This window comes from Bradyrhizobium sp. USDA3010, from assembly GCF_056429065.1.
On the sequence record NZ_JBWJZD010000011.1, the window covers coordinates 69,289 to 95,284 of the forward strand.

A 25,996-nucleotide genomic window follows, 5' to 3' on the forward strand; every position below is an offset into this window, starting at 1 on the left:
ATCGCGCCGGGACAGCCAGGGAGCGCCGCTTGCAAAACCCGTGGTGCGTCAGGCGACGGCCGTCGACCTGCCGTCGTCGTGCCCGCTCGTGAGCAGCAGGCGCCGGCGGATCGCATCCTCGACCAGGGCCAGCGATTGCCTGGCTTCACGCGCCTCGGCTTCGGCGGCCTGGGCCCGGAACTCGGCGGCATCGAGCTGCTCCTGCTGCGACTCGATGCGCCGTCGGGCTTCCTCGAGCGCCCGGGACGCATCCCTCAGCTTGCGCTCGGTGGCAGCGATGATTTCGAGCTGCGCCTGCTCGGCGGCCTCGGCGCGTGCCTCGCCGGCACGGGCCCGGTCCTCGATGCTGCGGAACAGGTCCGCCGCCTGATAGACGAGGTCCAAGGCTTCCGTGCCCATCGCCGATGTGGGAGGTCTCGGAAATCCGAGGACATTCGGGTCGGCCGGAAAAGGCCGTCTAAATCCGCGCAGTGCCATGCAAACCAGCCCTCGCGAGTCGCGTGTGTGACAACAACTTGCGGTAGTTATGGTTAACAAACCATTGATCCTGTCGGCCGGCCGGCACTGTCCACTGGTTTCTGACGACACGGCACCTCGAACGGCAGCCGGGTAGTGCTAGCACTCGGTCCGGCCCGCGCTTTTCTTTCGCAAGCGGCTCACCGCGCAAGCGCAGCGAGTGGTGACCGGCATGCCGTCCGCCGAGCGCGCGGCGAATCGAGGGACGGAAGGCTGGGGCGATGCAGTCCTGCGGAGCGTCCGAAGAGCCGGGAGGGGCTGATTTGGCTGCGCGCCCGAGCCGGGCTCTATGGCATAAGTTTGACGCCTGGCGCGCTTTAATTCTCCTGTGTTGAATTGCAGGTCCATGGTGCGACCGATATACCGGGCGGCCTAAGTGGCACGCAGCGCACTCAGAACGAGCGACGTATTCGCCACGGAAAATCTGGTCGATGAAATTTCTGTTGCGGTTCTTCGGGTTCCTGTTCACCGCAGGAACCATCCTGTTCCTGGCTGGTCTCGCCGCGGTCGCAGCGCTGTTCTGGCATTTTTCCAAGGACCTGCCCGACTATTCGCAGCTCCAGAACTACGAGCCGCCGGTGATGACCCGCGTGCACGCGGCCGACGGATCGCTGCTGGGCGAATTCGCCAAGGAGCGCAGGCTGTACCTCCCGATCCAGGCGGTGCCGAAGCTCGTGATCAACGCGTTCCTCGCGGCCGAGGACAAGAATTTCTACGAGCACGGCGGCATCGACTATACCGGCATGGCGCGTGCGGGCGTCTCCTACATCCAGAACTTCGGTTCCAACCGCCGTCCGCAGGGTGCTTCCACGATCACCCAGCAGGTCGCCAAGAACTTCCTGTTGACCAACGAGGTGTCGTTCACCCGCAAGATCAAGGAAGCCCTGCTGGCGATGCGAATCGAGCGGGCCTATTCCAAGGACAAGATCCTCGAGCTGTATCTCAACGAAATCTACCTCGGCCTCGGTGCCTACGGCATCGCGGCGGCCTCGCTGGTCTATTTCGACAAATCCGTCAACGAACTGACGATCTCGGAAGCGGCCTATCTGGCGGCGCTGCCGAAAATGCCAGCCAGCCTGCATCCGGTACGCAACCGCGCGCGCGCCATCGAGCGGCGCAACTACGTGATCGACCGCCTGCAGGAGAACGGCTGGATCACCGCTGCCGATGCCGACAAGGCGCGCAAGGATCCGCTGACGGTGACCAACCGCAGCAACGGCGCGCACACCTTCGCCGGCGAATATTTCTCCGAAGAGGTTCGCCGCGACATCTTCGAGCGCTATGGCGAGAAGAAGCTCTATGAGGGCGGCCTGTCGGTGCGCACCACGCTCGACCCCAAGGTCCAGGTGATGGCGCGCAAGGCCATGGTGGCGGGGCTCGTGAACTATGACGAGCAACAGGGCTATCGCGGCGCGATCCAGAAGCTCGACCTCACCAGCGACTGGGGCGTTCCGCTCGCCGAGATCAAGTCGCTCTCGGACATCTCGCCATGGCGGATGGCGGTGGTGCTGGAGAGCAACGACCAGTCGGCGCGGATCGGCTTCCAGCCCGGCCGCGAGCTCGGCGGCGCCATCAGCAAGCAGCGCGAGACCGGCATCGTCACGCTGGAAGGCGTGCGATGGGCGAGGGCGCTGTCGGGCCCGTACAAGGGCAAGACGCCGACATCGGTGGCGCAGGTGCTGCAGCCCGGCGACGTCATCTACGCCGATCCGCTGTTCAAGGACGGCAAGGCCGTCGAAGGCCAGTACCGGCTGCGCCAGATCCCCGAACTGTCGGGCGCGATGGTGGCGATGGATCCGCACACCGGCCGTGTGCTCGCGATGGTCGGCGGCTTCTCGTTCGACCAGAGCCAGTTCAACCGGGCGACGCAGGCCTATCGGCAGCCCGGCTCGACCTTCAAGCCGATCGTCTATTCGACGGCGCTCGACAATGGCTACACCGGATCGACCGTGATGATCGACGGGCCGATCGAGATCGACCAGGGGCAGGGCAACATCTGGCGGCCGGAGAACTTCTCCACCGGCAAGTATCAGGGCCAGGTCACGCTGCGCAACGCGCTCCGCCTGTCGCTCAACACCGTGACCGTGCGGTTGGCGCAGGAAATCGGCATGCCTGTGATCGGCGAGTATGCCAAGCGCTTCGGCGTCTATGACGAGTTGCCGAACTATCTCGCCTACGCGCTCGGCGCCGGCGAGACCACGGTGATGCGGATGGCCACGGCCTATTCGATGATCGCCAATGGCGGCGTCCGCGTGAAGCCGACCCTGATCGACCGCATCCAGGACCGCTACGGCCACACCATCTTCAGGCACGACCAGCGCGAATGTCGCGGCTGCGACGCGCCGGAGGGCTGGAAGAACCAGCCCGAGCCGCAGCTCGTCGACCGCCGCGAAAGGGTGCTCGACGCGATGACTGCCTACCAGATCACCTCGCTGATGGAAGGCGTGATTCAGGCCGGTACCGGCACCGCGCTGAAGGACGTCGGCAAACCGCTCGCCGGCAAGACCGGCACCTCGAACGAGGCCAAGGACCTCTGGTTCGTCGGCTTCTCGCCGGACCTCGTGGTCGGTCTCTATGTCGGCTACGACAAGCCGCGCTCGCTCGGCCGCAACGCGCAGGCCGGCCACACCGCGGCGCCGATCGCGCGCGACTTCCTGAAGCTCGCGCTGGCCGACAAGCCCGCCACCCCGTTCAAGCAGCCGGTCGGCATCCGGCTGGTGCTGGTCGATGCCAAGACCGGCCTGCGCGCCACGCCTGGTCAGAACCGGGGCGTGGTGCTCGAAGCCTTCAAGCCGGGCCAGGCGCCGCCGTTCTATGATCCGACGTTGGTCGCCGGCACCGACGTGATCGACGGGACCCAGCAGGCTATCCCGCCGGACGCGGGCCGTGCGGTCATGCAGTCCAGTCCAAGCGGGCTGTATTGAGCCCAAACGGCAGGGCATTCGCGGTTCGGGTGGTGCGGCGCTTTGTCAGGGCGCATCACGCCGCCGTGGTTGAACGTGCCGCGCGCGACGCCGACCCAAAATTGAGGCCTCGACCGGAGAACCCCTGAAGCGCGGTGTTTCCTTTCGCGTCCGCGCATGTTGAGCCGTGGATCGCGATGATCAAGGCGCTGCTTGTCGTAGTACGGCTGATCTGGACCGTTCTCGTGGTTGGGGCCGCAACCCTGATGGGCGCGGTCCTTGGATCGGCGTGGCACAGCTGGATTGGTGCCATCGCGCTCGGCACTGCAGGATTTGGCCTTGGGCCGCTGCTTGCAGCCTGCCCCGAAGTGCTGATTGAACTGCTCGCTGAAATGTAAACCTCTGGCCGAACGCTGATCGCTCGTCCCGGCCGCGATTTTCACGTCCATTCCACGCCATCAATGCTTGCCAAGCGTGGGACCAAGCGGGTAGAAGGTCGCACTCGCGCGGGCGCTGATTTGGCAGGCGAACCCGCTGTACCGAGATGTCCAGTCATCCAGCTAAGCTGTTGATACCACGGACAATTCTTGGGGAATGGTGTAACGGTAGCACAACAGACTCTGACTCTGTTTGTCTTGGTTCGAATCCAGGTTCCCCAGCCAATCTGCCTCCGTGGCCCCGACCATCCTCTGAAATCCCGATGATTGCTCGTTGCGGCCGGCTCCCGATGGCGTGCCGCACGTGAGATGGCTTGTGCCGTCACGGCGTCCAGTGTGGATTAGCCCGGCGTAATCCACCATGGTCTCGCGCCTGTGGTGCAGCTTGTTGCGACAGAGGTTGAAGGTAATGAACGAAATTCTTTATGCCCGCGAACCGTCGATCGGCGTCGACGAGTTCATCGAGGTGCTGCGCCAGTCGGGCCTCGGCGAGCGGCGGCCGCTGGCGGATGCCGACCGCATGGCGCGCATGATCGCCAATGCGAACCTGATCGTGACGGCGCGGAAGGCGTCCAGGCTCGTCGGCGTCTCGCGCGCGCTGACCGATTTCGCCTATTGCTGCTATTTGTCGGACCTTGCGGTCGATCGAGAATTTCAGGGGCATGGCATAGGCAAGCGCCTGATCGCGGAAACCCGGCGCCACGCCGGACCTGAATCGATGTGCCTGTTGCTGTCGGCGCCCGACTCGATCGGGTTCTACAAGACCATCGGCATGCCGCAGCCGGACAACGCGTTCCTCTACAAGCGCGAGCGATAGCGGCCGGCCAACGCCTGCCGCGCGCTATCTGATCTCCGCCTTCAGCAGCAGCGCGAGGCAATCGGCCAGCCGTTGCTCGATCTCCCTGTCGTGCAGCGAAAGTGGGCCGGGATCGTTGAGGATCGCGTTGACGAGTGTGCCCAACACGACCTGGAAGCCGAAGGCGATGGTGCGGGTCTTCGCCGCCTTGCGGCCCTTGCCCATCGCAGGCAGCAGGAGTGGGGTGGCGTGTTCGGTGGTCGCGCGTGCGAGGCTCTTGAAGGTGGTCCACTTGTCCGGCCTGGTGTCGTCGTGCTGGAGCGCGGCGCGCAGCACGCCTTCATGGGCGCGGATCCATCCGATGACGCCCGACACGACGCGGCGGCAGAGGTCCTCGAGCGCGAGATTGCCGGCGGGACTGTCCATCCGGGCGAGATGCCGCGCGCCGTCCTGCGCCGCCAGCGCGATCAGGGCGTTGAAGTAGGCTTCCTTGCTCTCGAAGCGGCTGTAGAAGGCGCCGACCGTGGCGCCGACCTTGCCGCATAAGGCCTCGATCGACAACTCCGCAAGGCTCCGCGTCCGCAACAGCTCGGCGCCTGCATCGAGCAGCGCCAGCGTCGTCTCGCGGCTGCGTTTCTGGCGCGACGGGGTGACGCCGGGAAGATCGAACTGGTCCGAAAGCCGCGGCATTTGCGCTTGCGTCTCCTGATTTTCATAATCATAATTCGGATTATCATTTGAAGCAATCCGGCCGCATCGTGCCGGAACGGGCGGTGGGTCAGCCGCGGCGAGGACAGGGAGAGCGCCATGAGCGAGCATCGGAAGCCGCCGTTCGGAGGCAGCATCGGCAAGACGGTTGCGACCTCGAAGCCGTGGTGGCCCGACGCGCGTCAGCCGCCGGCCGGCGCGCCGAACATCCTGGTCGTGCTGTTCGACGATGTCGGCTTCTCCGATTTCGGCTGCTACGGCTCACCGATCCGGACGCCGACCATCGACCGGCTCGCCGCCGAGGGCCTGCGCTATAGCGGCTTCCACACCACCGCGATGTGCTCGACCACGCGCGCGGCGCTGCTCACCGGGCGCAACCATCATTCGGTCGGCGTCGGCTGCCTCGCCAATTTCGATTCCGGCTATCCCGGCTATCGCGGCAAGATCGCGCGCGAGGCGGGGACGCTTGCCGAGATGCTGCGGCAGCACGGCTATCGCAACTACATGGTCGGCAAGTGGCACGTCACGCCGCTGACCGAGAGCGGCGCCACCGGTCCGTTCGACGGCTGGCCGCTCGGCCGCGGCTTCGATCGCTTCTACGGCTTCCTCGACGCCGAGACCGATCAATATGCGCCGGAGCTCGTGTCGGACAACACCCAGATCGATCCTCCGGGCACATACGAGAGCGGCTATCATCTGACGTCCGATCTGGTCGATCAATCGATCCGCTTCATCGCCGATCACGTGGCCGATCGTCCCGATCTGCCGTGGCTGACGTGGCTTGCGCTTGGCGCCTGCCATGCGCCGCATCAGGCGCCCGCCGATATCATCAAGAGCTATGACGCAACCTTTGCCCATGGCTGGGACGTCGAGCGCGCGCAACGGATGGCGCGTCAGAAGGCGATGGGGCTGGTGCCGGAAGCCACCCAGATGCCGGCGCGAAACGACGGCGTGAAGGCGTGGGACGCACATTCGGCCGACGAGCAGCGCGTCTTCACGCGGTTGCAGGCGGCCTATGCCGGCATGCTCGACCACGCCGACCGGCATCTGGCGCGGCTGATCGCTTTCCTCGACAAGGCCGGCATTCGCGACAACACGCTGGTCATCGTGATGTCCGACAATGGCGCGAGCCAGGAGGGCGGGCCGCTCGGCTTCGTCAACGCGATGGGGCCGTACAACTTCCGGCCTGAGCCGCTGCCGGCGAAATTGCAGCGGATCGACGACATCGGCGGGCCGGACACGCACTCCAACTTTCCGCACGGCTGGGCGATGGCCTCGAACACGCCGCTGCGGCGCTACAAGCAGAACACCCATGGCGGCGGCATCCGCGATCCCTTCGTGATGAGCTGGCCCAAGCGCATCGAGGCCAAAGGCGAACTGCGTCATCAATTCGTGCACGCCTGCGACCTGACGCCGACGCTGCTCGATCTGATCGGGATCTCCGCGCCGGCCGAGGTCGCGGGCTGCCCGCAGATGCCGCTCGAAGGCGAGAGTTTTGCGCGGTCGATCGACGACGCCGCGGCGCCGTCGAAGACATCGGCGCAGTATTTCGAGATGTTCGGCCATCGCGGTCTCTGGAAGGACGGCTGGAAGGCAGTGTCGTTTCATCCCTCCGGCACGCCGTTCGAAAACGACACATGGGAGCTGTATCATCTCGATCAGGATTTCTCCGAGGTCGATGACCTCGCAGCGAAGGAACCCGAACGTCTGGAGCAGATGACAAAACAGTGGTGGAGCGAGGCCGAGGCGCACAACGTGCTGCCGCTCGACGATCGTTTCGGGCCGCGCTTTGCCGAGAACGCGGCGCGCTTTCACGGCGCGCGGACGAAGTTCACCTTTCATGCCGGCATGGGGCACGTGCCGACCGATGTCGCGCCGGATGTCCGCAGCCGCAGCTACACCATCGAGGCGCATGTCGAGATCGCCGAGGGCGCGAGCGGCGTGCTGATCGCGCATGGCGACGCCACCTCGGGTTACAGCCTCTACATCAAGGATGGCTTTCTGGTGCACGACCTCAATGTCGGCGGCGGCCATGAACTCGTCACCTCCAGCCGCAAGGTGCCTGCGGGCGCGCATCGGCTCGGCGTGCATGTCAAGCGGCTGCTGCGCAAGGAGCCGCCGGTCAAGGGCGCGCGGACCGGCGTCACCGAATACACGCTGACGATCGACGGCGAGCCGGTGGGATCGATGCAGACCCAGCTCGGCTTCCACAATTTCATCTCATGGTCCGGACTCGACATCGGCCGCGATCGCGGCAGTCCGGTCTCGCACTACGCGGGGCCGTTCGAATTCACCGGCAAGCTGTTGCAGGTGACGGTCGTCATGCATGACGACCAGAAGCTCGATGGCGATGGCGTCGGGAATGCGCAGATGGCGCGGCAGTAGACGAACGCCAGCGTCGTAGGCGTAGGGTGGATTAGCGAAGCGTAATCCACCATTTCTCTCGAGGCAGGGCGGCGGGTTACGCTTCGCTAACCCGCCCTACAATTCCGCGCTATTATTTGATCTTGTCGTACACCGTCGCGAAATCTGCGAGCGGCATCGGGATGCTGATGGTTTCCTTGCCGAGATTCTGGAACGACACCTTGAGCTGCTTGCCCGACTTCAGCTGGGTCAGGACATCGGCCGCGATCGGCGCATTGATGTAGCAGCCGCGCGCCTCGCAGGTCTGGATCGGCACATCGACGGCCTTGCCGTCGTCGACCTGCAGCTTGGCGCCGACGGGCAGGTTCAACCCAAGTGGAAGCTGGATCAGCGCAACCGGCGCGCGGGTGTCGCCGGGAACGCGGATATTGACCAGCACGATGAGCTGGCCGGTCTTGGTGAGAACAGCGGTCTGCTCCATCGCGCATTCGAGCGGCGCGTCGCGGCTCGCGCTGGTGCAGCGCGCGACCCAGCCGGTATTGTTCCCGGCCGGGGCGTCACCTTGAGGAGCCGCGGGAGCAGCTGCCGGAACCGGCGCGGGCGCATTCTTGCCCTTAGGGACCTGGGCGTGGCCGAGGCCGGCCATGCCGAACACGGTGAACAGGACGAAGAGCGATTTTGCGACAATCTTCACGATACCGGCTCCGAAACGAACATCTTTCGGGTGTGCCGGTATGCGGGCAAAAGTCAAGTCACTCGGCGGCCTGCTTGACCGACCGATCCTCGCCATCGTCGGCATCGTGGTCGGCGGGCGGCGAGCGGCCCCAGTTCGCAAACGCGTTGGAGAGCCTGTCCAGATAGAGATAAACCACGGGCGTCGTGAACAATGTCAGCGCCTGGCTGACGATCAGGCCGCCGACCATCGCGTAGCCGAGCGGCTGGCGGATTTCGGAGCCGGTGCCGGTCCCTAGCATCAGCGGCACGCCGCCGAGCATCGCGGCCATCGTCGTCATCATGATCGGGCGGAAGCGGAGCAGGGCGGCCTGGCGGATCGCCGCCACCGGCTCCATGTGCTGATCGCGCTCGGCGGCGATCGCGAAGTCGACCATCATGATGCCGTTCTTCTTCACGATGCCGATCAGCAGGATGATGCCGATCAACGCGATCAGCGAGAAGTCGAAGCCGGCGGACATCAGGATCGCCAGCGCGCCGACGCCGGCCGAGGGCAGCGTCGACAGAATGGTGATCGGATGGATGTAGCTCTCGTAGAGAATACCGAGGATCAGGTAGACGACCACGAGCGCCGCCAGGATCAACAGCGGCACGGTCGACAGCGATTGCTGGAACGCCTGCGCGGTGCCCTGGAAGCTTGAGCTCAGAGTCGGCGGCGCGCCGAGGTCGATCATGGCCTTCTGCACCGCCTCCGTCGCCTGACCGAGCGCGACACCCTGCGCCAGGTTGAACGAGATGGTGATCGCCGGGAACTGGCCCTGGTGGCTGATCGACAGTGGCCGCACCGGAACGGTGGTCCACTTCGCAAAGGTCGACAGCGGCACCTGTTCGCCGGTCAACGGCGACTTGATGTAGATGTTGTTGAGCGTGTCGACCGAGCCCTGCAGCTCCGGCAGCACCTCGAGGATGACGTGGTAGCTGTTGAGCTGGGTGAAGTACTGCGTCACCTGACGCTGGCCGAACGCGTCATAGAGCGTGTCGTCGATCAGCTGCGGCTGAATGCCATAGCGCGAGGCGGTGTCGCGGTTGATCTTCAGCTCGACCGTGGTGCCGTTGGTCTGCTGGTCGGTGGCGACGTCGCGCAGCTGCGGCAGCGTCTGCATCTTGCCGAGAATCTTCGGCGCCCATTCGTTCAGCTCGGCGAGGTTGGCATCCTGCAGCGTGAACTCGAACTGGGTGCGGGTCGGGCGGCCGCCGAGGCGAACGTCCTGCGCGGCCTGCATGAACAGCCGGGCACCGAGCACCTTCTCGAGCTTCGGCCGCAGGCGGGCGATGATCTGCTGCGCGTTGGCATCGCGCTCGTTCAGCGGCTTGAGCGTGATGAACATGTTGCCGTTGTTGCCGGCCCGGCCGCTGCCGCCGATCGCCATCGCGACCGTCGCCACGCCGGGATCCTGCATGACGATCTTGCTGAGCTCCTCCTGCTTCCCCTTCATTTCAGCGAACGAGATGTCCTGGCTAGCTTCCGACGTCGCGGTGATCAGGCCGACGTCCTGCTGGGGGAAGAAGCCCTTCGGGATGATGACGAACATGTAGATCGACAGCGCCAGCGTCGCGAAGAAGATCATCAGGGTGGTGAACCTCCAGCGCAGCGCGAGGTCGAGCCCGCTCTGATAGCCGCGCAGCATGGCGTCAAAGCCGCGCTCGCTGAGCTGGTAGAAGCGGCCGTGCTTCTCCTCGTTGTGGGCGCGCAGGAAGCGCGAGGCCATCATCGGCGTCAGCGTCAGCGAGACGAACATCGAGACGAAGATCGTCATCGCCAGCACGACCGCGAATTCGCGGAACAGGCGGCCGATGATGCCGCCCATCAAAAGCAGCGGGATCAGCACCGCGACCAGCGAGATGCTGATCGAGACGATGGTAAAGCCGATTTCCTTGGAACCCTTGAAGGCGGCGGCCATCGGCCTCTCGCCTTCCTCGATGTAGCGGCTGATGTTCTCCAGCATCACGATGGCGTCGTCGACCACGAAGCCGACCGCGATCGTCAGCGCCATCAGCGACAGATTGTCGAGCGTGTAGCCGAACACCCACATCAGCGCGCAGGCGCCGAGCAGCGCCAGCGGCACCGTCACGGCAGGGATGACGGTCGCCCAGAAGCTGCGCAGGAAGGCAAAGATCACCATGACGACCAGGAAAATGGTCAGGAGCAGGGTGAACTGGACGTCCTCCACTGCGGCGCGGATCGTGGTGGTCCGGTCGGAGATGACCTCGATCTTGATCGCCGGCGGGATCGCCGCCACCAGCCGCGGCAGCGTCGCCTTGATCTTGTCGACGGTGTCGATGACGTTGGCGCCGGGCTGCTTGAACACGACGAGGAACACGCCGCGCTTGCCGTTGGCCCAGGCGGCCTGCTTGGCGTCCTCAGGTCCGGTCACGGCCTGGCCGATGTCACGGATGCGCAGCGGCCCGCCATTGCGGTAGGCGATGATGACGTCGTTCCACGGGTCCGCCGTGAGCAGCTGGTCGTTGGCATAGATGGTGTAGGCGCGGGTGGCGCCGTCGATATTGCCCTTCGGGCTGTCGACGGTTGCGATGTTGATCGCGGCGCGGACGTCCTCCAGCGACAGGCCTTTCGCGACCAGCTTGGCCGGGTCGATCTGGACGCGAACCGACGGTTTCTGCTGGCCGCCGATGATGACCTGCGCGACGCCGGAAATCTGGCTGATCTGCTGGGCAAGCTGGGCGTCGACGGAATCGCTGACCGTGGTCAGCGGCAGCGTGTCGGAGGTTGCCGACAGCAGCATGATCGGCGCGTCCGCCGGGTTGACCTTGCGATAGGTCGGCGGCGAGGGAAGGTTCTTCGGCAACTGGCCGCTGGCGGCGTTGATGGCGGCCTGCACGTCGTTGGCGGCGCCGTCGATCGAGCGGTTGAGGTCGAACTGGATCGTGACCGACGCCGTGCCCAGATAGCTCGTCGAGGTCATCTGTGCGATGCCGGGGATCTGCGCGAACTGGCGCTCCAGCGGCTGGGCGACCGAAGTTGCCATTGTCTCCGGGCTGCCGCCCGGGAGCGTCGCGGTGATCTGGATGGTGGGGAAGTCAACCTGCGGCAGCGGCGCGACCGGCAGCAGTGGATAGGCGACAAGGCCGACGAACAGGATGCCGGCCATCAGCAGCGAGGTGCCGATTGGGAAGCGAATGAATGGTGCGGAAATTCCGTCGCTCATTCCTGCGTAACCTTCGACTGGGACGGGTCCGTGCTCGCCACCGCCGTCGTCACCAGGGTTCCCGGCGAGACCTTGTACTGGCCCGCCGTGATCACCTGCTGTCCCGGCGACAGGCCATCCTCGATCACCGACTTGCCGTCGATCGACTGGCTGACCTTGAGCTTGCGAAGCTCGGCCTTGTTCTCCTGATTGACTGAATACGCGTACAGGCCTTCGGTGCCATGCTGCACCGCGTCATCCGGGACGACGGTGGCATCCTTCAAGGTTCTGACCAGAAGCCGGGTCGAGACCGACTGGCCCGGCCACAGCGCATGGTCCTTGTTATCAAACACCGCCTTCAGCCGGACAGTCCCGCTGGTGGTGTCGACCTGATTGTTGATCAGCGCCAGGGTTCCGGTGGACAGCACCCGCTTGCCGTCGGTGGTCAGGGCAATGGTCTTGGGCGGCGCAACGGCCAGTGCCGCCTTGATATCGGGCAGCTGGTCTTCCGGCGCGGTGAAGATCACCGTGATCGGCTCGATCTGGGTGATCGTCACGATGCCGGTCGCCGCCGAGGCATTGACGATGTTGCCGATATCGACCAGTCGCAGGCCGACGATGCCGTCGATCGGCGACTTCACGGTGGCGTAGTCGACCTGGGTCTGGGCATTGAAGATGGCGGCATCGTCGGCCGCAATCTGGGCCGTGAGCTGGGCCACGGTGGAGCGCTGGGTGTCGAGCTGCTGGCGTGTCGCGAACTCGCCGAGCTTGGTGTAGCGCTGCAGGTCGAGATTGGCGTTGGCGATGTTGGCCTCGTCCTGGGCCTTCTTGGCCTTGGCCTGGTCGAGCGTCGCCTGGTAGGGCCGCGGATCGATCTCGACCAGCGTGTCGCCCGCCTTGACGAACTGGCCTTCCTTGAACGCGATCCTGGTGATCTGGCCGTCGACCCGGGTGCGGACCTGAACGGTGTTGAATGCCTGCACCGTGCCGAGGCCGGTCAGGTAGACCGGGAAGTCGGCCTTCTCGACCGGCGCGATCTTGACCGGCACGGCCGGGCGCTGGGCGGAACGCTTTTGCGCGGCTTCTGCCGCCTGCTGGTTGCTCGTGTATTTCTGCCAGCCGAAATAACCGGCCGCGCCGACCGCAGCGATCACTAAAACCCAACCGATGGTGCGTGACTTTGACATACGGACTCTTGGGTTCGACGTAACAATAAAGGGTGATCGAAACGGTTCACAGAGCTTGCGGATATAATATGCGTGCACTTAATGTGTAAACACACCAAGGCTTGAGAATCCTAAACATTCGGAAAGGTTTAGGCCAGAAACGAGCAGAAATATTCTGTCTGGGAAACCCACCGAGGACCCTATGTCGCTCGATCTCAAACGCCAGTTCATTGCGCAGCTCGTCGAGAGTTCGAGGCTGCTGCGCAACTATATCGATCATCGCGCCAAGGCGCGAGGCACCACGCGGGCCCAATGGATCGTGCTGTTCCGCCTGCGCGAGCAGGAGGGATTGTCCCAGGTCGACCTTGCCGACGTGCTCGAGTTGCAGCCGATCTCGCTGGTGCGGCTGCTTGACCGCCTCGTCGAACATGGCCTGCTCGAACGCCGTCCCGATCCCCGGGATCGCCGCGCCAATCGGCTGTTCCTGACGAAGAGCGGGCGCCGCCTCGTCGACGATCTCGACAGTCTGCGCGATGCGATCGCCGGCGACGTGCTCCGCGACGTATCGGACAAACATGTCGAGAGCGGACTGGCCACGCTGCGCGAGGTCAAGGATCGCATCAAGGCGCTCGGCGAGGATGCCGCGGACATCGCCGCGAAATAGCGCGAGCGTCGCCGCGACCTGCTCTCCATCTGTTCACCTGATGCAATTTGCGCGACGCGGTTGAAACGCCGCGGGATGTCGTTCATATCGCGCAGCGACGATGCGACAGGATGAGGGCAGCGATGGATGAGTTGAACGGACGCATGATGGCATGCCAGATCCTGGTCACGGGGTTGATCGCGCGTGTCGCCAACGAGCAGCGTGACCCGCTGCGCTTTCTCACCGACTTCCGCGACGAGATCAAAGCCGTCGTCAACGGCGTCAATATCGCCGGCCTCGAGAACAGCGACCGCGTGCGGCAGGTCGCGCAGCGGACCATCGACGAGCTGTTCTCGCTGATGAAGCCACCAAGCGCCGAATGATCGGCGAGGCGTCTCGGCACCGATTTAGAACCATTATTAGAACGCTTAAAAACTCAAGTTTAGAACGGTTTCAAACCACAGATTAGAATCGCTTTGAATTGGGGCGATTCAAGCAGACTGTGGCGCTGATCGCATTGACAAACAAAGGCGCGCTCGATAACCGAAAGAGACAGTTCGTCGCACGGTGATTTCGCGAACGGACTCGCTTTTTGGGGCGTGCATGAAATGAGCAATGTGAAGGCGCCGAGATCGCTGCGCTTCGATGCGGCGATCGGTTCGGCTGATGATACCAGTTATTCCGCCACGAAGGTCTCCGCTGTCGCCAGCTTGATCGCGGTGGCGTCGTTTTTGGGGGCTGAGGCGCAGCAGACCAACCTGCCGCCGGTGAATGTCGATGCCCCGGTCGCTCGTCCGAAGCCCGTCTCGTCAAAGCCGACATCGGACCAGGTCCGCGCCCGCAATGCGCTGCGCCGCGCCGCGCGGCGCGCCAACCAGCAGGCCCAGCAGGCGCCTGTGCCGTTTCCCAACGCCGGCGGTCTTCCCGCCGACCGCGACCCCTATGCCGATCCGGCTGCGCCGTACAAGGGCGACCGTTTGCAGGCATCCAGCAAGTTTCCCGAACCGATCCTGAACACGCCGAAGTCGGTCACGGTGCTGACGAAGGACGTGCTCGAAGACAAGAACGCGACCTCGCTGAAATCGGCGATCCTGTCGACCGCTGGCGTCACGCTCGGCACGGGTGAGGGCGGCAACGCGTTCGGCGACCGCTTCTTCATCCGCGGCTTCGACGCGCGCAACGATATCTTCATCGACGGCGTCCGCGATGCCGGCGTCAGTGTCCGCGAGAACTTCTTCACCGAGCAGGTCGAGATCCTGCGCGGTCCCGGCTCGTCCTTTGCCGGCCGCGGTACCACCGGCGGCGCGATCAACATCGTCACCAAGCAGGCGACGACGGAGAACAGCTTCTACAACATGGACACCACCTTCGGCACCGATCGCACCAAGCGGGTGACGCTCGATGTCAACCAGGTGATCAGCCCGACGCTGGCGATCCGCGCCGGCGGCCTGTTCCAGGATGCCGGCGTCGCCGGCCGCAGCTATGTCACCGACAACCGCGACGGCGCGTTCGTCGCCGGCACCTGGAAGCCGGTCGATGCGGTGAAGATCACCGGCAACTATATTCACACCGAGCTCACCGGCATCCCGGATTTCGGCGTGCCGTACTACCGGCCGAGCACGGCGAGCACGGCAGGCGGCCCGTTCCCGGATTTCGGCGTCAACCGCAACAATTTCTACGGCTTCGTCAATCGCGACTTCTTCAGGACCGGGCAGGACATCGGCACGATCAACGCCGAGGTGCAGGTCACGCCGGACCTCGTGATCAGCAACAAGATCAGGGAATCGCGCTCGACCCAGAACTACATCGGCACGCTGCCTGAAGGCCCCGTGCTGAAGGATCCGCTGTCGGCCTCCACGCTCAGTCTCAATCCGCAGAGCCGCTATCAGGTCACCGACGTGTTCGCCAACCAGACCGAGGCGACCTACAAGTCGGTCGACGGGCTCGGCTTCAAGCATACGACGACGGCCGGCGTCGAATACGACAACGAGCGGTCGTCGATCGACAAATATCTCGGGCTGAGCTCCGAAGTCACGACCGGCACATCGGCCTTCACGGGAAGCGGCTCGCTCTCCGGCGTCAGCGTGTTCAATCCGCAATACACCAACATTCCGTTCCCGATTCCCTCGGGGCTGTCCGGGATGCCGACCAAGATCGGGATCGATACGGTCAGCGGCTACATCATGGACACCGCCAACTGGAACGATTTCGTCATTCTCAATGGCGGCGTCCGTTACGACGACTACAGCATCAACACCTCCGCCTATGCCACCAATGGCACCCTCGGCCGACAATCGGCCGAGTTCGGGATGCCCAACTTCAACGTCGGCCTCACGTTGAAGCCGCTCCCGAACGGCAGCGTCTATGCGGCCTACGCGACCTCGTCCAACCCGGTCGGCGCCGAGTTCGACGGCACCAGCACCGCCTATGGCGGCATCAATCCGGTTCTTGCCGGCGGCAACAACCAGATCTTCGGGCCGGAAAAGAACAAGGCCATCGAGGTCGGCACCAAGTGGGAATTGTTCGACCGGCATTTGTTGGTGACGGCGGCGCTGTTCCAGACCGAGAAGGAAAACGCGCGCGAAGCGCAGAATATCAGCAACACGACGCCGGCCGGGTCGATCCCACTGGGTTGCACCTATCCGGCCAACACGACCGGCAACGTGTCCTGCATTACGGCAGGCGCCGCTTACCGCATCCGCGGCATCGATCTCGGCGTGGGCGGCAAGATCACCGACAAGTGGAGCGTGTTCGGCGGTCTCGTGCTGATGCAGTCGGCAGTGACGAAGTCGCTGGCGCCGCCGGCCAACACGATCCTGTACTCGAGCAATGTCGGGCTGCCGCTCGCCAACGTCGCGCATCAGTCGTTCAGCATGCTGACCAAGTACCAGCTCACCGACATGTGGGAGCTCGGCGGGCAGGCGGTGTACCGCTCGAAGGTCTATGGCGGCACGCTGCTCGCGGCCAACCAGGGCACGTCGATCCCGAGCTATTGGCGCTTCGACGCCTTTGCCGAGGCCAAGATCGACAAGCACTGGACCATGAAGCTGTTCGTCAACAACATCTTCGACAAGCGCTACTACGACGCGCTGTACCAGAGCGCAGCACCGTTCGTTCTGGAAGCGCCGGGGCGCGCTGCGTATCTGGTTGTGTCTGCGCGTTACTGACAGAGGCTTCGCGACACAAGATGCTGGTCTGCATTCCCGACGTATTGAGCAAGGCTGATGTGGCGGACTTTCGCCGCATCATGGACGCCAGCGATTGGGAGGACGGCCGCTCGACCGCGGGGGCTGCTTCAGCGATGGTCAAGCGCAACGAGCAGCTGCCGCCCGATAGCGAGGTCGCGCGGCAGCTCGGCAACCGGATCCTGTCGGCGTTGTCGGCAAGCCCGCGCTTCATCTCGGCGGCGATCCCGCTTCAAATCTTTCCACCCTTGTTCAACCGCTACGCCGCAAGCGACGGGCACCATTTCGGCCTGCATGTCGATAATGCGGTGCGGGGCGACAAAATGACAGGCTTGCGGATCCGCACCGACCTCTCGGTCACGCTGTTTTTATCGGAGCCGGAGGAGTACGATGGCGGTGAGCTCGTCATCGAAGATCTCTATGGATCGCATGAAATTAAGCTGCCGGCAGGCGATCTCGTCGTTTATCCTGCGTCCAGCTTGCATCTGGTCACGCCGGTCACGCGGGGGACCCGGGTAGCGTCTTTTTTCTGGCTGCAGAGCATGGTACGGGATGCCCACGCGCGCAGCCTGATCTTTGATCTCGATACTGCGATCCAGGCTCTGGTGGAGCGGCTGGGCCGCGATGACCCTGAAACGGTCAAATTGACCGGGATTTATCACAACCTGATCCGCCACTGGGCTGAAGTGTAACTGATGATGACATTCAAGTTCCCCGCTGCATCCGCCCTGATCGCCTCGCTGGCGATGCTGATGTTGGCTGCGCCGTCTTCGGCGCAGCAGCAAACGGCGCCTGCCGCGCAGCCCGCGCCGGTGACCCGGGCCCAGTCCGCTCCCGTGGCCCAACCGCCGGCTGCGCAGGCCCAGCCAGCGGCAGCTGCCCAGACCGCGCCGGTGGCCCAGCCGGCGCCCGCTGCGCCGCAAGCCCAGGCCCTGCAAACTCAGGCCGCGCCGACACCCGCCGCGGCGGCTCCGGCACCGACGGCGCTCGATGCGTCGCCGGCCGGGCCGGCGAACGGCGACGGCAAGGTGCTGAAGTCGACCTCGACCGGCCTGCACGAATTGTCGCCGTGGAACATGTTCCTGAACGCCGACATCATCGTGAAGGCGGTGATGCTCGGTCTCGCCTTCGCCTCGCTCGTGACCTGGACCGTGTTCATCGCCAAGATGGTCGAGCTGACCGTGGCGCAGAGCAAGCTGCGCGGCGCGCTCGCCAAGATCGCTGAATCGCGGTCGCTGGCGGAAGCGCAGTTCGCGCTCGGCGCCAAGGGCAGCGTGCTGTCGTCGTTCATTGCGGCTGCGATGCGCGAGGGACGACTGTCGGCGGGCATCTCCAGCGATGCCGGCATCAAGGAGCGCGCGGCATCGAGCTTTGCCGAGATCGTGCGCGCCGAAGCCCGCAAGATCCGCGTCGGCATGGGGCTGCTCGCGACCATCGGCGCGACGTCGCCCTTCGTCGGCCTCTTCGGCACCGTCTGGGGCATCATGAACAGCTTCATCGGCATTTCGAAGTCGCAGACGACGAACCTTGCCGTGGTGGCGCCGGGCATCGCGGAAGCGCTGCTCGCAACCGCGATCGGCCTCGTCGCGGCGATCCCGGCGGTCATCATCTACAACCATTTCTCGCGCGTCACGAAGGTCTATCTCGAACTCGTCAACCGCGCCTCGGGCGCGGCGGGACGGCTCTTGTCGCGCGATCTCGATCGCACCCATGGCGACGTTCCGCGCACTGCGCATCCGCGCGCCGCGGCGGCGGAGTAGGCGATGGCAGTCTCGATCTCCGAGAACGATGGCGACGACGATTTCGCGGAATCCCACGAGATCAACGTCACGCCGTTCATCGACGTCATGCTGGTGCTGCTGATCATCTTCATGGTGGCGGCGCCGCTCTCGACCGTCGACCTGCCGATCGATCTGCCGACCTCCAGCGCGACGCCGCAGAAGAAGCCGGACAAGCCGACCTATGTCAGCATCAAGCCCGACCTGACGCTGGCGATCGGGGAGAACGCGGTGAAGCGGGTCGACCTGGTCAATTCGCTCGATGCGGTGCCGGACATGAGCAGAGACAAATACGTGTTCCTGCGGGCCGATCGCATGGTGCCCTATGGCGAACTGATGGGCGTGATGGAGCTGTTGCGCGCCGGCGGCTACACGCATGTCAAGCTGGTTGCGCTCGAGGGCCTGCCTGGAGCGCCTGCGGCGGCGCAGGGCGAGCCGGCCAAACCCTGACGGCGAACAGCGATGTCCACCAACCCCGATCTTGATCTGCGGACGTCGAAGCGGCTCTGGGTGATCGCCGCGGTGACGGCCGTCGGGCTGCATCTGGGCGGCGCGGCGCTGGCGCTGACGAATTTGCGCGACGACGGCGGCGAAGGGCTCGGTGCTGCCGGTGCGGAATACGCCGTCGAACTCGCCTCTCCTGACGTGCCCGATGATGCTGCACCGCCCGGAGCGCCGGCCGACGAACAGCAGGCCGTGCAGGAGATGGCGCAGCAGAAGGCGGAGGTGAAGGACACCGATCTGCCACAGGCCAAGCCGATGGAGGCCGACGACCCCGATCGCATCGTGACGGAGGACACCGCCAAGAAGCAGAAGGAGGACGAGGCCAAGGTCGCCAAGGTCGAGACCAACGCGCAGGAAGCGCAACAGGCTTCAGAAGCGGCCGCGCCAACCAAGCTGGAGGACGCGCGTCAGTCGGAGACGACGAAGGCGCCCAACCCCGGGATTGGCAGGGACAAGCTCGCGCTGACGGCCAAATGGGGCAAGAAGATCAGCGCCTATCTCGACCTGCACAAGAAATTCCCGGAGAACGGCAAAGCCAAGGAGGGCAAGGTGAAGCTTGCCCTGGTGCTCAATCGTCTCGGCAAGGTCTTGTCCGTTGCCGTGATGGAAACGTCCGGAGACGCCGCGTTCGACGACGCCGCGATCTCGATGGTTCACCGTTCCGATCCGGTGCCCGCGCCGCCGGCCGGACTGACCGAGGACCAGTTCTCCTTCACTCTTCCCGTCACATTCAACAAGCCGAAGTCGTAGCGAGCCGAGGCTCGATCAGGAGCCTGCGTCATTCCGGGGCGCGACGAAGTCGCGAGCCCGGAATCCATTTCGGCGTCGAATGTGCTGCCAGCCGATTCCGGGCGCTCGTCTCGCGAGGCCCGGATGATATCGGCTCAGCTCTTCTTCACCAGCGGGCAGGCGCTCTTCTCGAGCGGCAGGAAGGCCTCATCCGCAGGGATGGTGGCGACCAGCTTGTAGTAGTCCCACGGATACTTTGACTCCGACGGCTTCTTCACCTCGAACAGATAGGCGGGGTGGATCTTGCGGCCATCGATCCGGATGGCCCCTTTGCCGAACAGCGGATCGTCGGTCGGCAGCTCCTTCATCTTGGCAACCACGGCGCGGCCGTCATGCGGATTGCCGCCGAGCGCCTCCAATGCCTTGAAGTAATGGATCAGCGAGGAATAGACGCCGGCCTGCACCATGGTCGGTGGGTTCTTCTTGAAGCGCTCCATGAAGCGCTTGGTGAAGGCGCGGGTCTGATCGTTCATGTCCCAGTAGAATGTCTCGGTGAAGTTCAGGCCCTGCGCGACGTTGAGGCCGAGCGCGTTGATGTCGGTAATGAACAGCAGCATGCCGGCAAGCCGCTGGCCGCCCGAGACGATACCGAATTCGGCGGCCTGCTTGATTGCGTTAGTGGTGTCGCCGCCGGCATTGGCAAGACCGACGATCTTGGCTTTCGAGCTTTGCGCCTGCAGCAGGAAGGACGAGAAGTCCGCGTTGTTGAGCGGGTGCTTGACGCTGCCGAGCACCTTGCCGCCATTCGCAGTGACGACCGCTGAGGTGTCGCGCTCGAGTGCCTGACCGAACGCATAGTCCGCGGTGAGGAAGAACCAGCTGTCGCCGCCGGATTTCACCAGCGCCTTGCCGGTGCCATTGGCGAGCATGTAGGTGTCGTAGACCCAGTGCACCGTGTTCGGTGAGCACTGCGCGCCCGTGAGGTCGGACGAGGCGGAGCCCGAGTTGAGGTTGACGACGTTCTTCTCCTTGGCGAGGTTGGCGATCGCGAGCCCGACATTGGAGGCCGCGAGATCAACGAACACGTCGACCTTCTCGACATCGATCCACTGCTTGCCGATGTTGACCGCGACGTCGGGCTTGTTCTGGTGATCGGCCGAGATCAGGTCGATCTTCCAGCCCTTCGCCAGCAGCCCGGAATCCTCGATTGCCATCTGCGCCGCCACCGTCGAGCCGGGACCGCCGATATCCTGATAGAGCCCGGACTGATCGCCGAGGGCGCCGACCTTGGCGACCTTGTCCATCGTCTGCGCCGACGCGCTGCCGGCGAACACGAGGCTCGTAATCATCACCAAGGCTGTCTTGGCCGAGGCTGCAATGGAACGCTTCATCTTCCCTCCAGTATGATTTTTGTTCTTGAGTTCCTCATTATGCCCGGCATCGGGCGTATCGCCTAGGGCACGGGCGCGATCGATCGCGAGCGATATTCCACGCTGCGGCGATTGAGCGGCCAGTGACGCGCGACGGGACGCCGCAGCGTGCGCGCGTCGACGATGAAAGCGAGGGATGGCTTGCAGCGCGGAGCGCGCTATTTCCAGTAGTAGCGGATCGCGACGTAGACCACGACGAGGCAGGCGAAGATCAGCGCCACCGGCATCGGACGCTTGGCGTTCGGGGCAGCGGCGGCCGTCTTCTTGGCGGGCAGGCGGCGGAACGCGGTGACGTTACCGGTGTCGGCGGCCGGTTCGCGCGAGCGTGCCGGAACCTCGGGTGCCTTGCCGGCGCCGCCCATCTCCGCATAGTAGGTGCGATACATCTCCTGGATCGTCGCCTCGCTGGCCTCGCCGTCGCTCATCTGGTCCAGCAGCCTCTTGTGGATGGCCAGGAAATTCTGCGCCTCCGGCGGCAGGGCAGAGGCGCCGTTCAGCTTCGCCATCATCTTCCAGGTTGCAAAGTCAGCCCGCGCGCGGGTGTCGGCGCGTCGTGCAATCAGCATATCGGCAGCTTTGATCACCATGGCCTCGAAGCGTTCCCATCCCTGAGCATGATCCGGAAAGTGGCATCGATTTCCGGCCAGATTATGCGCCAGATCAAAGGCTATGTGTTTCCGGTAACGAGGAGAAGGGCGTTGATTACATAGCCGGTCAGAGTTCGCAGTATCGTTGAAATAACATCAAGATTTAGGCCGATCTGCCTGCCGATCACGGGCAGCAGGATCAACAACCCGATCAGGATCAGCATGCCGTAGGGCTCCAGCCGGGCGAGCGGGACCGCCAGCGGCCGAGGCAGCAGTCCGACCGCGACCCGGCCGCCATCCAGCGGCGGGATCGGCATCATGTTGAAGATCGCAAGCACGATGTTGATCAGGAAGGCGTTTTTCAGATTGTCCGAGGTCCATTGTGCCGCATCGGACGGCACGAATGGCAGCGCGTGGAATGCCAGCGCCGCCGCGGTCGCCAGGATGATGTTGATGACCGGTCCGGCCAGCGCCACCCACACCATGTCGAGCTTGGGATGGCTCAGCTTGCGAAAGTTCACCGGCACAGGCTTGGCGTAGCCGAACAGGAACGGCGAATGCGCGAACAGCAGCACCGCGGGCAGGATCAGCGTCCCGAACGGATCAATGTGCTTCAGCGGATTGAAACTGACGCGGCCGAGCTTCCAGGCGGTGTCGTCGCCGAGCCGGTGCGCGACGAAGCCGTGTGCCGCCTCGTGGAACGTGATGGCGATCACCAGTGGCAGCACCCAGACGGAGATGTCGTAAAGGGAAATGTTCAATGCGTGCCGCCTCGGGTTCGCTTGGACCGGACCCTCAGGCTAGCACGGATTCGCTGACGGCCTTGCGGGGGCGTTGCGGCGGGTCAGTGTGTGTCCGGCGCGACCACGCGTGCCTGTTGCGGCTGGGTGGTCGCGATCCAGATGCCGGCGAAGACGGTGACGATGCCGGCCATCAGATTCCAACTCAGCGGCTCGCCGAGCAAGGCTGCGCCGACCAGCGAGGCGGCGATCGGATTGACGGTGACCGAGATCGCCACCCGGGTCGGCGTCGTCCGCTCCAGCGCGAAGGCCCAGAGATAGAAGGTGAGCGCTGCGCCGAACGCGCCGAGATAGGTCGCGCCGAACCATTGCGGCGCGCCAAAATCCGCGACCGGCGCGAAACTGCCGCGCAGCAGCGAGGCGGTAATGAGCACCATCGCACCGGCCGCCATGGCGAGGGTGGTGAAGGGGATCGGACCGGAACGGCGGATATAGGGCTTCGACCAGATGCTGTAGAGCGCCATGCACAGCGCGGCCGCGACCATGAGGAGATCGCCGCGCCAGGCGCCCGGCGGCGCCGTGGCGAGGCCGGAGAGCAGCGCCATCGAGACGCCCAGGATCGTCACCAGCACGCCGATGGTTTTTCGCGCGGTGAGCGGCTCGGCACCAAGCGCCGCGCCGACCAGCATGGTCAGCAGCGGCAGCGTCGAAAGCGCGAGCGCGCCACGCGCGGCGGTGGTGAAGATCAGCGAGGCGTTGAACAGGACCGGGAACGCCGCAAAGAACAAGAGGCCGAGGCCGGTGACACCAAGCCAGTCGCGCCGCGGCGGCCAGCTTCCACGTTGCAACAGCGCCAGCGGCAGCAGCAGCAGGACGCCGATGCCGAAGCGGAAGGCGCCGATCGCCAGTGGGTCTATGGCGCCGACCAGAAACCGCGTCGCTCCGATCGAGGTTCCGCCGAGCGCGCTCGACCCGACCGCGGCCAACACCCCCCAGATCTCGCCCATCCCGCTTCGACCCCTCTGTTTTGCTTGCGCAATCTAGGGAAGGGGCGATAATCATTGAATGAAATAAATTTGATCAACTAAATCACAGATTGTGATGAGTACCCCCGTCCTGGACCCGGATCTTCTGCAGGCCTTTGTCGCGGTGGCGGATCATCGCTCCTTCACCCGCGCCGCCGCGGCGCTGAACCGGACCCAATCGGCCGTCAGCATGCAGGTGAAGCGGCTGGAGGAACGGCTGCACGCCGAGCTGTTTCACCGCAGCACGTCCAGCGTCGATCTGAGCGCGGCCGGCGAAGGGCTGCTCGGTTACGCCCGCCGCATTCTGAGCCTCAATGCGGAGGCTGTCGGCCGGGTGCGCGCGCACGGCACCGGCGGGCGGGTACGCCTTGGCGTGATGGACGATTACGGGACGCTGATCGTCCCGCCGCTGCTCAAGGATTTTGTCGCCAACTATCCGCTGATCCATGTCGAGATGGAGACCGGGCTGACATCGTCGATGACGGACCGGCTCGGCGAAGCCTATGACCTCGTGATCGCCATGCACCCTGAAGGGCGCGGCGAGGGCGAATGGCTGCGCACCGAGCAGGCGGTGTGGGCCGCGAGCGCCACGCATCGTGTCGAGGAACTCGACCCGCTGCCGGTTGCGCTCTATCCGCAGGGCTGCCTGTTCCGGAGCTGGGCGATGCAGGCGCTGGATGAAGCGAGCCGGCCGTGGCGGCTCGCCTTTGTCAGCCACAGCCTGTCCGCGGTCGAGGCGATCGCGGCACAGGGCCTCGCCGTGACGGTCGTGAAGTCGGGGACCTTTCCGCCGTCGTTGCGCCGCCTGACCGCGCGCGATGGCATGCCGCGGCTGCCGCGCGCGGAGATCCGTCTGCACCGCGCGCCGAATCTTGCGCGCGCGGCGTCATTGCTCGCAGATCATCTCGTCGCAGCGCTGCGACAACCCGCCAAGCGGGGCGCAGTAGCTTCGGTTCTGATTGAATCAGAACCGAAGCTTTAGCTTCTTATTTTGACGCGTTTTCTTCACGCGAACCGGCGTCCACTTCGCTCGAAAACGCTCTAGTACGTCGCCCGGCCGCCGGAGATGTCGAACACGGCGCCGGTCGAGAACGCGCAATCCTCCGAGGCCAGCCACGCCACCATCGAAGCGAGTTCCTCGACTTGGACGAACCGGGCCTTTGGAATCTTCGACAGCATGAAGTCGATGTGCGCTTGCGTCATCTGGTCGAAGATCGCGGTCTTTGCCGCGGCCGGGGTCACCGCGTTGACCAGGATGTCGTGCTGCGCGAGTTCCTTGCCGAGCGATTTCGTCAGCGCGATCAGGCCGGCCTTCGACGACGAATAATGCGCGGCGTTCGGGTTGCCTTCCTTGCCGGCGATCGAGGCGATGTTGACGATGCGGCCGTATTTCTGGCCGATCATGGTCGGCACGATCGCTTTGCAGCAGATGAAGGGACCCTCGAGATTGATGCGCATCACCCTGCGCCAATCGTCGAGATCGGTTTCCCATACCGGCTTGTTGGCTCCGGTGATACCGGCGTTGTTGACGAGAATGTCGATCTTGCCGAACGCCCGCAGCGTCTGATCGCACGCGGCGTCGACCGCGGCGGGATCGGTGACATCAGTCTTGATTGCGATCACGTTCTCGCCGATCGCCCTGGCGGTCTTCTCTGCCAGCGGCTGGTCGAAATCCCAGATCGCGACCCTGGCGCCGGATGCGACGAAGCGCTCGGTGATGGCGCGGCCGAACCCTTGCGCGCCGCCGGTGACGACGGCGCAGCGGCCGTTGAGATCGATCTTGTTCATGCCAAATGCCTTTGATCGGGAAACGTCAGAGCATGAAGCCGCCGTCGACGACCATGTCGACACCGGTGGTGAATGCAGCTTCGTCGCTTGCCAGATAGACCGCCATGGCCGCGATTTCCTCGGCGGTGCCAAGCCGGCCCATTTTCTGGCGCGCGACGAATTTCTCGCGTCCGTCTGGGCCCGCGGCAGCCGCGCGCTCCAGCATCGAGGGCGTCTCAACGGTGCCGGGGCAGATCGCGTTGCAGCGGATGCCCTGGGTGATGAAGTCGAGCGCAACCGCGCGCGTCAGCAGCGAGACCGCCGCCTTCGACGCGCTGTAGACATAACGGTTGGCCGGCGGCCGCAACGCCGCGCAGGACGAAATGTTGACGATGCTGCCGCCGCCGCCTTCCAGCATCGCCGGCAGAAACGCCTTGATGGTCCGGTGCATGGACTTGACGTTGAGGTCGAACGAGAAGTCGAAGTCCTCGTCGGAACACTCCAGGATGGTGCCGTGGTGTACGAAGCCCGCCGCATTGAGCAGGATGTCGATCTTTCCGACGCGCTTGGCGAAAGCGTTGACATCAGCGGTGCTGCGAACGTCTAGACGGGCGGTTTCGGCGACGCCGTCCTTGGCGAGGTTGGCGATTCCGCTCTCGTTGATGTCGGTGGCGATCACGGTCGCGCCTTCACGCGCGAATGCGATCGCGCATGCGCGCCCGATGCCCGCCGCCGCGGCGGTGACAACGGCGCGCTTTCCCTTCAGTCTGTCTGACATGGAAGTCTCCTCGAAGTTTTGATTGAATTTGCTGCCGCCGTCATTGCGAGGAGCGAAGCGAC

Annotated in this window: 23 protein-coding genes and 1 tRNA gene; 13 read left to right on the plus strand and 11 right to left on the minus strand. The window is 64.5% G+C overall.

Annotation, left to right across the window (positions count from 1 at the left end):
* Positions 1-48 precede the first annotated feature (48 nt).
* Positions 49-384 (minus strand): hypothetical protein, encoded by a 336-nt coding sequence (locus AC066Y_RS18790; RefSeq protein WP_478275179.1) that lies wholly within the window; start codon positions 382-384, stop codon positions 49-51.
* Positions 385-947: 563 nt separating this feature from the next.
* On the opposite strand from AC066Y_RS18790, the gene AC066Y_RS18795 reads away from it, so the two are divergent.
* From AC066Y_RS18795 to AC066Y_RS18810, 4 genes are all read left to right on the plus strand, one after another.
* The gene (locus AC066Y_RS18795; RefSeq protein WP_478275180.1) at positions 948-3,440 is read left to right on the plus strand and encodes a penicillin-binding protein 1A; all 2,493 of its coding nucleotides are present in this window, start codon (positions 948-950) and stop codon (positions 3,438-3,440) included.
* A 176-nt stretch (positions 3,441-3,616) separates the two neighbouring features.
* The gene (locus AC066Y_RS18800) at positions 3,617-3,817 is read left to right on the plus strand and encodes a hypothetical protein (RefSeq protein ID WP_478275181.1); all 201 of its coding nucleotides are present in this window, start codon (positions 3,617-3,619) and stop codon (positions 3,815-3,817) included.
* 190 nt (positions 3,818-4,007) lie between these two features.
* A tRNA-Gln gene (locus AC066Y_RS18805) sits at positions 4,008-4,081 on the plus strand.
* A 184-nt stretch (positions 4,082-4,265) separates the two neighbouring features.
* Positions 4,266-4,673 (plus strand): GNAT family N-acetyltransferase, encoded by a 408-nt coding sequence (locus AC066Y_RS18810; RefSeq protein ID WP_478275182.1) that lies wholly within the window; start codon positions 4,266-4,268, stop codon positions 4,671-4,673.
* Between the two features lie 24 nt (positions 4,674-4,697).
* On the opposite strand, the gene AC066Y_RS18815 is transcribed toward AC066Y_RS18810, so the two are convergent.
* Positions 4,698-5,342 (minus strand): TetR/AcrR family transcriptional regulator, encoded by a 645-nt coding sequence (locus AC066Y_RS18815; protein WP_478275183.1) that lies wholly within the window; start codon positions 5,340-5,342, stop codon positions 4,698-4,700.
* A gap of 117 nt (positions 5,343-5,459) precedes the next feature.
* Here AC066Y_RS18815 and AC066Y_RS18820 point away from each other — a divergent pair, with 117 nt between their 5' ends.
* Positions 5,460-7,745 (plus strand): arylsulfatase, encoded by a 2,286-nt coding sequence (locus AC066Y_RS18820; RefSeq protein WP_478275184.1) that lies wholly within the window; start codon positions 5,460-5,462, stop codon positions 7,743-7,745.
* A gap of 112 nt (positions 7,746-7,857) precedes the next feature.
* Here AC066Y_RS18820 and AC066Y_RS18825 read toward each other — a convergent pair whose 3' ends face one another.
* The 3 genes from AC066Y_RS18825 to AC066Y_RS18835 all read right to left on the minus strand — a co-directional run bounded on the left by AC066Y_RS18825 (position 7,858) and on the right by AC066Y_RS18835 (position 12,789).
* Positions 7,858-8,370, minus strand: coding sequence for an invasion associated locus B family protein (locus tag AC066Y_RS18825; RefSeq protein ID WP_478275323.1), 513 nt, complete (start codon positions 8,368-8,370; stop codon positions 7,858-7,860).
* 106 nt (positions 8,371-8,476) lie between these two features.
* Positions 8,477-11,623, minus strand: a complete 3,147-nt coding sequence (locus AC066Y_RS18830) for an efflux RND transporter permease subunit (protein ID WP_478275185.1) — start codon at positions 11,621-11,623, stop codon at positions 8,477-8,479.
* The gene (locus AC066Y_RS18835) at positions 11,620-12,789 is read right to left on the minus strand and encodes an efflux RND transporter periplasmic adaptor subunit (protein WP_478275186.1); all 1,170 of its coding nucleotides are present in this window, start codon (positions 12,787-12,789) and stop codon (positions 11,620-11,622) included. Before AC066Y_RS18835 ends, AC066Y_RS18830 begins: the two co-directional genes overlap by 4 nt.
* A gap of 181 nt (positions 12,790-12,970) precedes the next feature.
* Here AC066Y_RS18835 and AC066Y_RS18840 point away from each other — a divergent pair, with 181 nt between their 5' ends.
* The 7 genes from AC066Y_RS18840 to AC066Y_RS18870 all read left to right on the plus strand — a co-directional run bounded on the left by AC066Y_RS18840 (position 12,971) and on the right by AC066Y_RS18870 (position 19,628).
* Entirely contained in the window at positions 12,971-13,432 is a 462-nt protein-coding gene (locus AC066Y_RS18840) for a MarR family winged helix-turn-helix transcriptional regulator (protein WP_478275187.1), read from the plus strand.
* Between the two features lie 122 nt (positions 13,433-13,554).
* Positions 13,555-13,794 carry a hypothetical protein gene (locus AC066Y_RS18845; protein ID WP_028344615.1) on the plus strand — a complete coding sequence of 80 codons (240 nt, stop codon included), beginning with the start codon at positions 13,555-13,557 and terminating at the stop codon, positions 13,792-13,794.
* Between the two features lie 225 nt (positions 13,795-14,019).
* Positions 14,020-16,578 carry a TonB-dependent receptor gene (locus AC066Y_RS18850; RefSeq protein WP_478275188.1) on the plus strand — a complete coding sequence of 853 codons (2,559 nt, stop codon included), beginning with the start codon at positions 14,020-14,022 and terminating at the stop codon, positions 16,576-16,578.
* Positions 16,579-16,598: 20 nt separating this feature from the next.
* A complete protein-coding gene (locus AC066Y_RS18855; protein ID WP_478275189.1) occupies positions 16,599-17,288 on the plus strand; it encodes a Fe2+-dependent dioxygenase in 690 nt (229 codons plus the stop codon).
* A gap of 3 nt (positions 17,289-17,291) precedes the next feature.
* Positions 17,292-18,356 carry a tonB-system energizer ExbB gene (gene exbB / locus AC066Y_RS18860; RefSeq protein ID WP_478275190.1) on the plus strand — a complete coding sequence of 355 codons (1,065 nt, stop codon included), beginning with the start codon at positions 17,292-17,294 and terminating at the stop codon, positions 18,354-18,356.
* A gap of 3 nt (positions 18,357-18,359) precedes the next feature.
* On the plus strand, positions 18,360-18,824 hold the full coding sequence (gene exbD / locus AC066Y_RS18865) for a TonB system transport protein ExbD (RefSeq protein WP_478275191.1): 465 nt from the start codon (positions 18,360-18,362) through the stop codon (positions 18,822-18,824).
* A 12-nt stretch (positions 18,825-18,836) separates the two neighbouring features.
* On the plus strand, positions 18,837-19,628 hold the full coding sequence (locus AC066Y_RS18870; RefSeq protein ID WP_478275192.1) for a TonB family protein: 792 nt from the start codon (positions 18,837-18,839) through the stop codon (positions 19,626-19,628).
* Positions 19,629-19,762: 134 nt separating this feature from the next.
* On the opposite strand, the gene AC066Y_RS18875 is transcribed toward AC066Y_RS18870, so the two are convergent.
* The 4 genes from AC066Y_RS18875 to AC066Y_RS18890 all read right to left on the minus strand — a co-directional run bounded on the left by AC066Y_RS18875 (position 19,763) and on the right by AC066Y_RS18890 (position 23,371).
* Positions 19,763-20,998 carry an ABC transporter substrate-binding protein gene (locus AC066Y_RS18875; RefSeq protein ID WP_478275193.1) on the minus strand — a complete coding sequence of 412 codons (1,236 nt, stop codon included), beginning with the start codon at positions 20,996-20,998 and terminating at the stop codon, positions 19,763-19,765.
* A 197-nt stretch (positions 20,999-21,195) separates the two neighbouring features.
* Positions 21,196-21,603: a hypothetical protein gene (locus tag AC066Y_RS18880; RefSeq protein WP_478275324.1), complete on the minus strand. Its 408-nt coding sequence runs from the start codon at positions 21,601-21,603 to the stop codon at positions 21,196-21,198.
* Positions 21,604-21,704: 101 nt separating this feature from the next.
* On the minus strand, positions 21,705-22,385 hold the full coding sequence (locus tag AC066Y_RS18885) for a site-2 protease family protein (protein ID WP_478275194.1): 681 nt from the start codon (positions 22,383-22,385) through the stop codon (positions 21,705-21,707).
* A gap of 83 nt (positions 22,386-22,468) precedes the next feature.
* The gene (locus AC066Y_RS18890; RefSeq protein ID WP_478275195.1) at positions 22,469-23,371 is read right to left on the minus strand and encodes a DMT family transporter; all 903 of its coding nucleotides are present in this window, start codon (positions 23,369-23,371) and stop codon (positions 22,469-22,471) included.
* Between the two features lie 94 nt (positions 23,372-23,465).
* Between AC066Y_RS18890 and AC066Y_RS18895 the strand changes: the two genes are divergently transcribed.
* Complete coding sequence (locus tag AC066Y_RS18895) at positions 23,466-24,371, plus strand: LysR substrate-binding domain-containing protein (RefSeq protein ID WP_478275196.1); 906 nt, start codon at positions 23,466-23,468, stop codon at positions 24,369-24,371.
* 59 nt (positions 24,372-24,430) lie between these two features.
* On the opposite strand, the gene AC066Y_RS18900 is transcribed toward AC066Y_RS18895, so the two are convergent.
* Positions 24,431-25,177: an SDR family NAD(P)-dependent oxidoreductase gene (locus tag AC066Y_RS18900; RefSeq protein ID WP_478275197.1), complete on the minus strand. Its 747-nt coding sequence runs from the start codon at positions 25,175-25,177 to the stop codon at positions 24,431-24,433.
* A 25-nt stretch (positions 25,178-25,202) separates the two neighbouring features.
* On the minus strand, positions 25,203-25,934 hold the full coding sequence (locus AC066Y_RS18905) for an SDR family oxidoreductase (protein WP_478275198.1): 732 nt from the start codon (positions 25,932-25,934) through the stop codon (positions 25,203-25,205).
* Positions 25,935-25,996 lie beyond the last annotated feature (62 nt).

Bases quoted from the DNA above. Each gene is read 5' to 3' on its own strand.
- AC066Y_RS18795 (WP_478275180.1), top strand. From the start codon at position 948: ATGAAATTTCTGTTGCGGTTCTTCGGGTTCCTGTTCACCGCAGGAACC.
- AC066Y_RS18800 (WP_478275181.1), top strand. From the start codon at position 3,617: ATGATCAAGGCGCTGCTTGTCGTAGTACGGCTGATCTGGACCGTTCTC.
- AC066Y_RS18810 (WP_478275182.1), top strand. From the start codon at position 4,266: ATGAACGAAATTCTTTATGCCCGCGAACCGTCGATCGGCGTCGACGAG.
- AC066Y_RS18815 (WP_478275183.1), bottom strand. From the start codon at position 5,342: ATGCCGCGGCTTTCGGACCAGTTCGATCTTCCCGGCGTCACCCCGTCG.
- AC066Y_RS18820 (WP_478275184.1), top strand. From the start codon at position 5,460: ATGAGCGAGCATCGGAAGCCGCCGTTCGGAGGCAGCATCGGCAAGACG.
- AC066Y_RS18825 (WP_478275323.1), bottom strand. From the start codon at position 8,370: ATGGCCGGCCTCGGCCACGCCCAGGTCCCTAAGGGCAAGAATGCGCCC.
- AC066Y_RS18830 (WP_478275185.1), bottom strand. From the start codon at position 11,623: ATGAGCGACGGAATTTCCGCACCATTCATTCGCTTCCCAATCGGCACC.
- AC066Y_RS18835 (WP_478275186.1), bottom strand. From the start codon at position 12,789: ATGTCAAAGTCACGCACCATCGGTTGGGTTTTAGTGATCGCTGCGGTC.
- AC066Y_RS18840 (WP_478275187.1), top strand. From the start codon at position 12,971: ATGTCGCTCGATCTCAAACGCCAGTTCATTGCGCAGCTCGTCGAGAGT.
- AC066Y_RS18845 (WP_028344615.1), top strand. From the start codon at position 13,555: ATGGATGAGTTGAACGGACGCATGATGGCATGCCAGATCCTGGTCACG.
- AC066Y_RS18850 (WP_478275188.1), top strand. From the start codon at position 14,020: ATGAGCAATGTGAAGGCGCCGAGATCGCTGCGCTTCGATGCGGCGATC.
- AC066Y_RS18855 (WP_478275189.1), top strand. From the start codon at position 16,599: ATGCTGGTCTGCATTCCCGACGTATTGAGCAAGGCTGATGTGGCGGAC.
- exbB (WP_478275190.1), top strand. From the start codon at position 17,292: ATGATGACATTCAAGTTCCCCGCTGCATCCGCCCTGATCGCCTCGCTG.
- exbD (WP_478275191.1), top strand. From the start codon at position 18,360: ATGGCAGTCTCGATCTCCGAGAACGATGGCGACGACGATTTCGCGGAA.
- AC066Y_RS18870 (WP_478275192.1), top strand. From the start codon at position 18,837: ATGTCCACCAACCCCGATCTTGATCTGCGGACGTCGAAGCGGCTCTGG.
- AC066Y_RS18875 (WP_478275193.1), bottom strand. From the start codon at position 20,998: ATGAAGCGTTCCATTGCAGCCTCGGCCAAGACAGCCTTGGTGATGATT.
- AC066Y_RS18880 (WP_478275324.1), bottom strand. From the start codon at position 21,603: ATGCTGATTGCACGACGCGCCGACACCCGCGCGCGGGCTGACTTTGCA.
- AC066Y_RS18890 (WP_478275195.1), bottom strand. From the start codon at position 23,371: ATGGGCGAGATCTGGGGGGTGTTGGCCGCGGTCGGGTCGAGCGCGCTC.
- AC066Y_RS18895 (WP_478275196.1), top strand. From the start codon at position 23,466: ATGAGTACCCCCGTCCTGGACCCGGATCTTCTGCAGGCCTTTGTCGCG.
- AC066Y_RS18900 (WP_478275197.1), bottom strand. From the start codon at position 25,177: ATGAACAAGATCGATCTCAACGGCCGCTGCGCCGTCGTCACCGGCGGC.
- AC066Y_RS18905 (WP_478275198.1), bottom strand. From the start codon at position 25,934: ATGTCAGACAGACTGAAGGGAAAGCGCGCCGTTGTCACCGCCGCGGCG.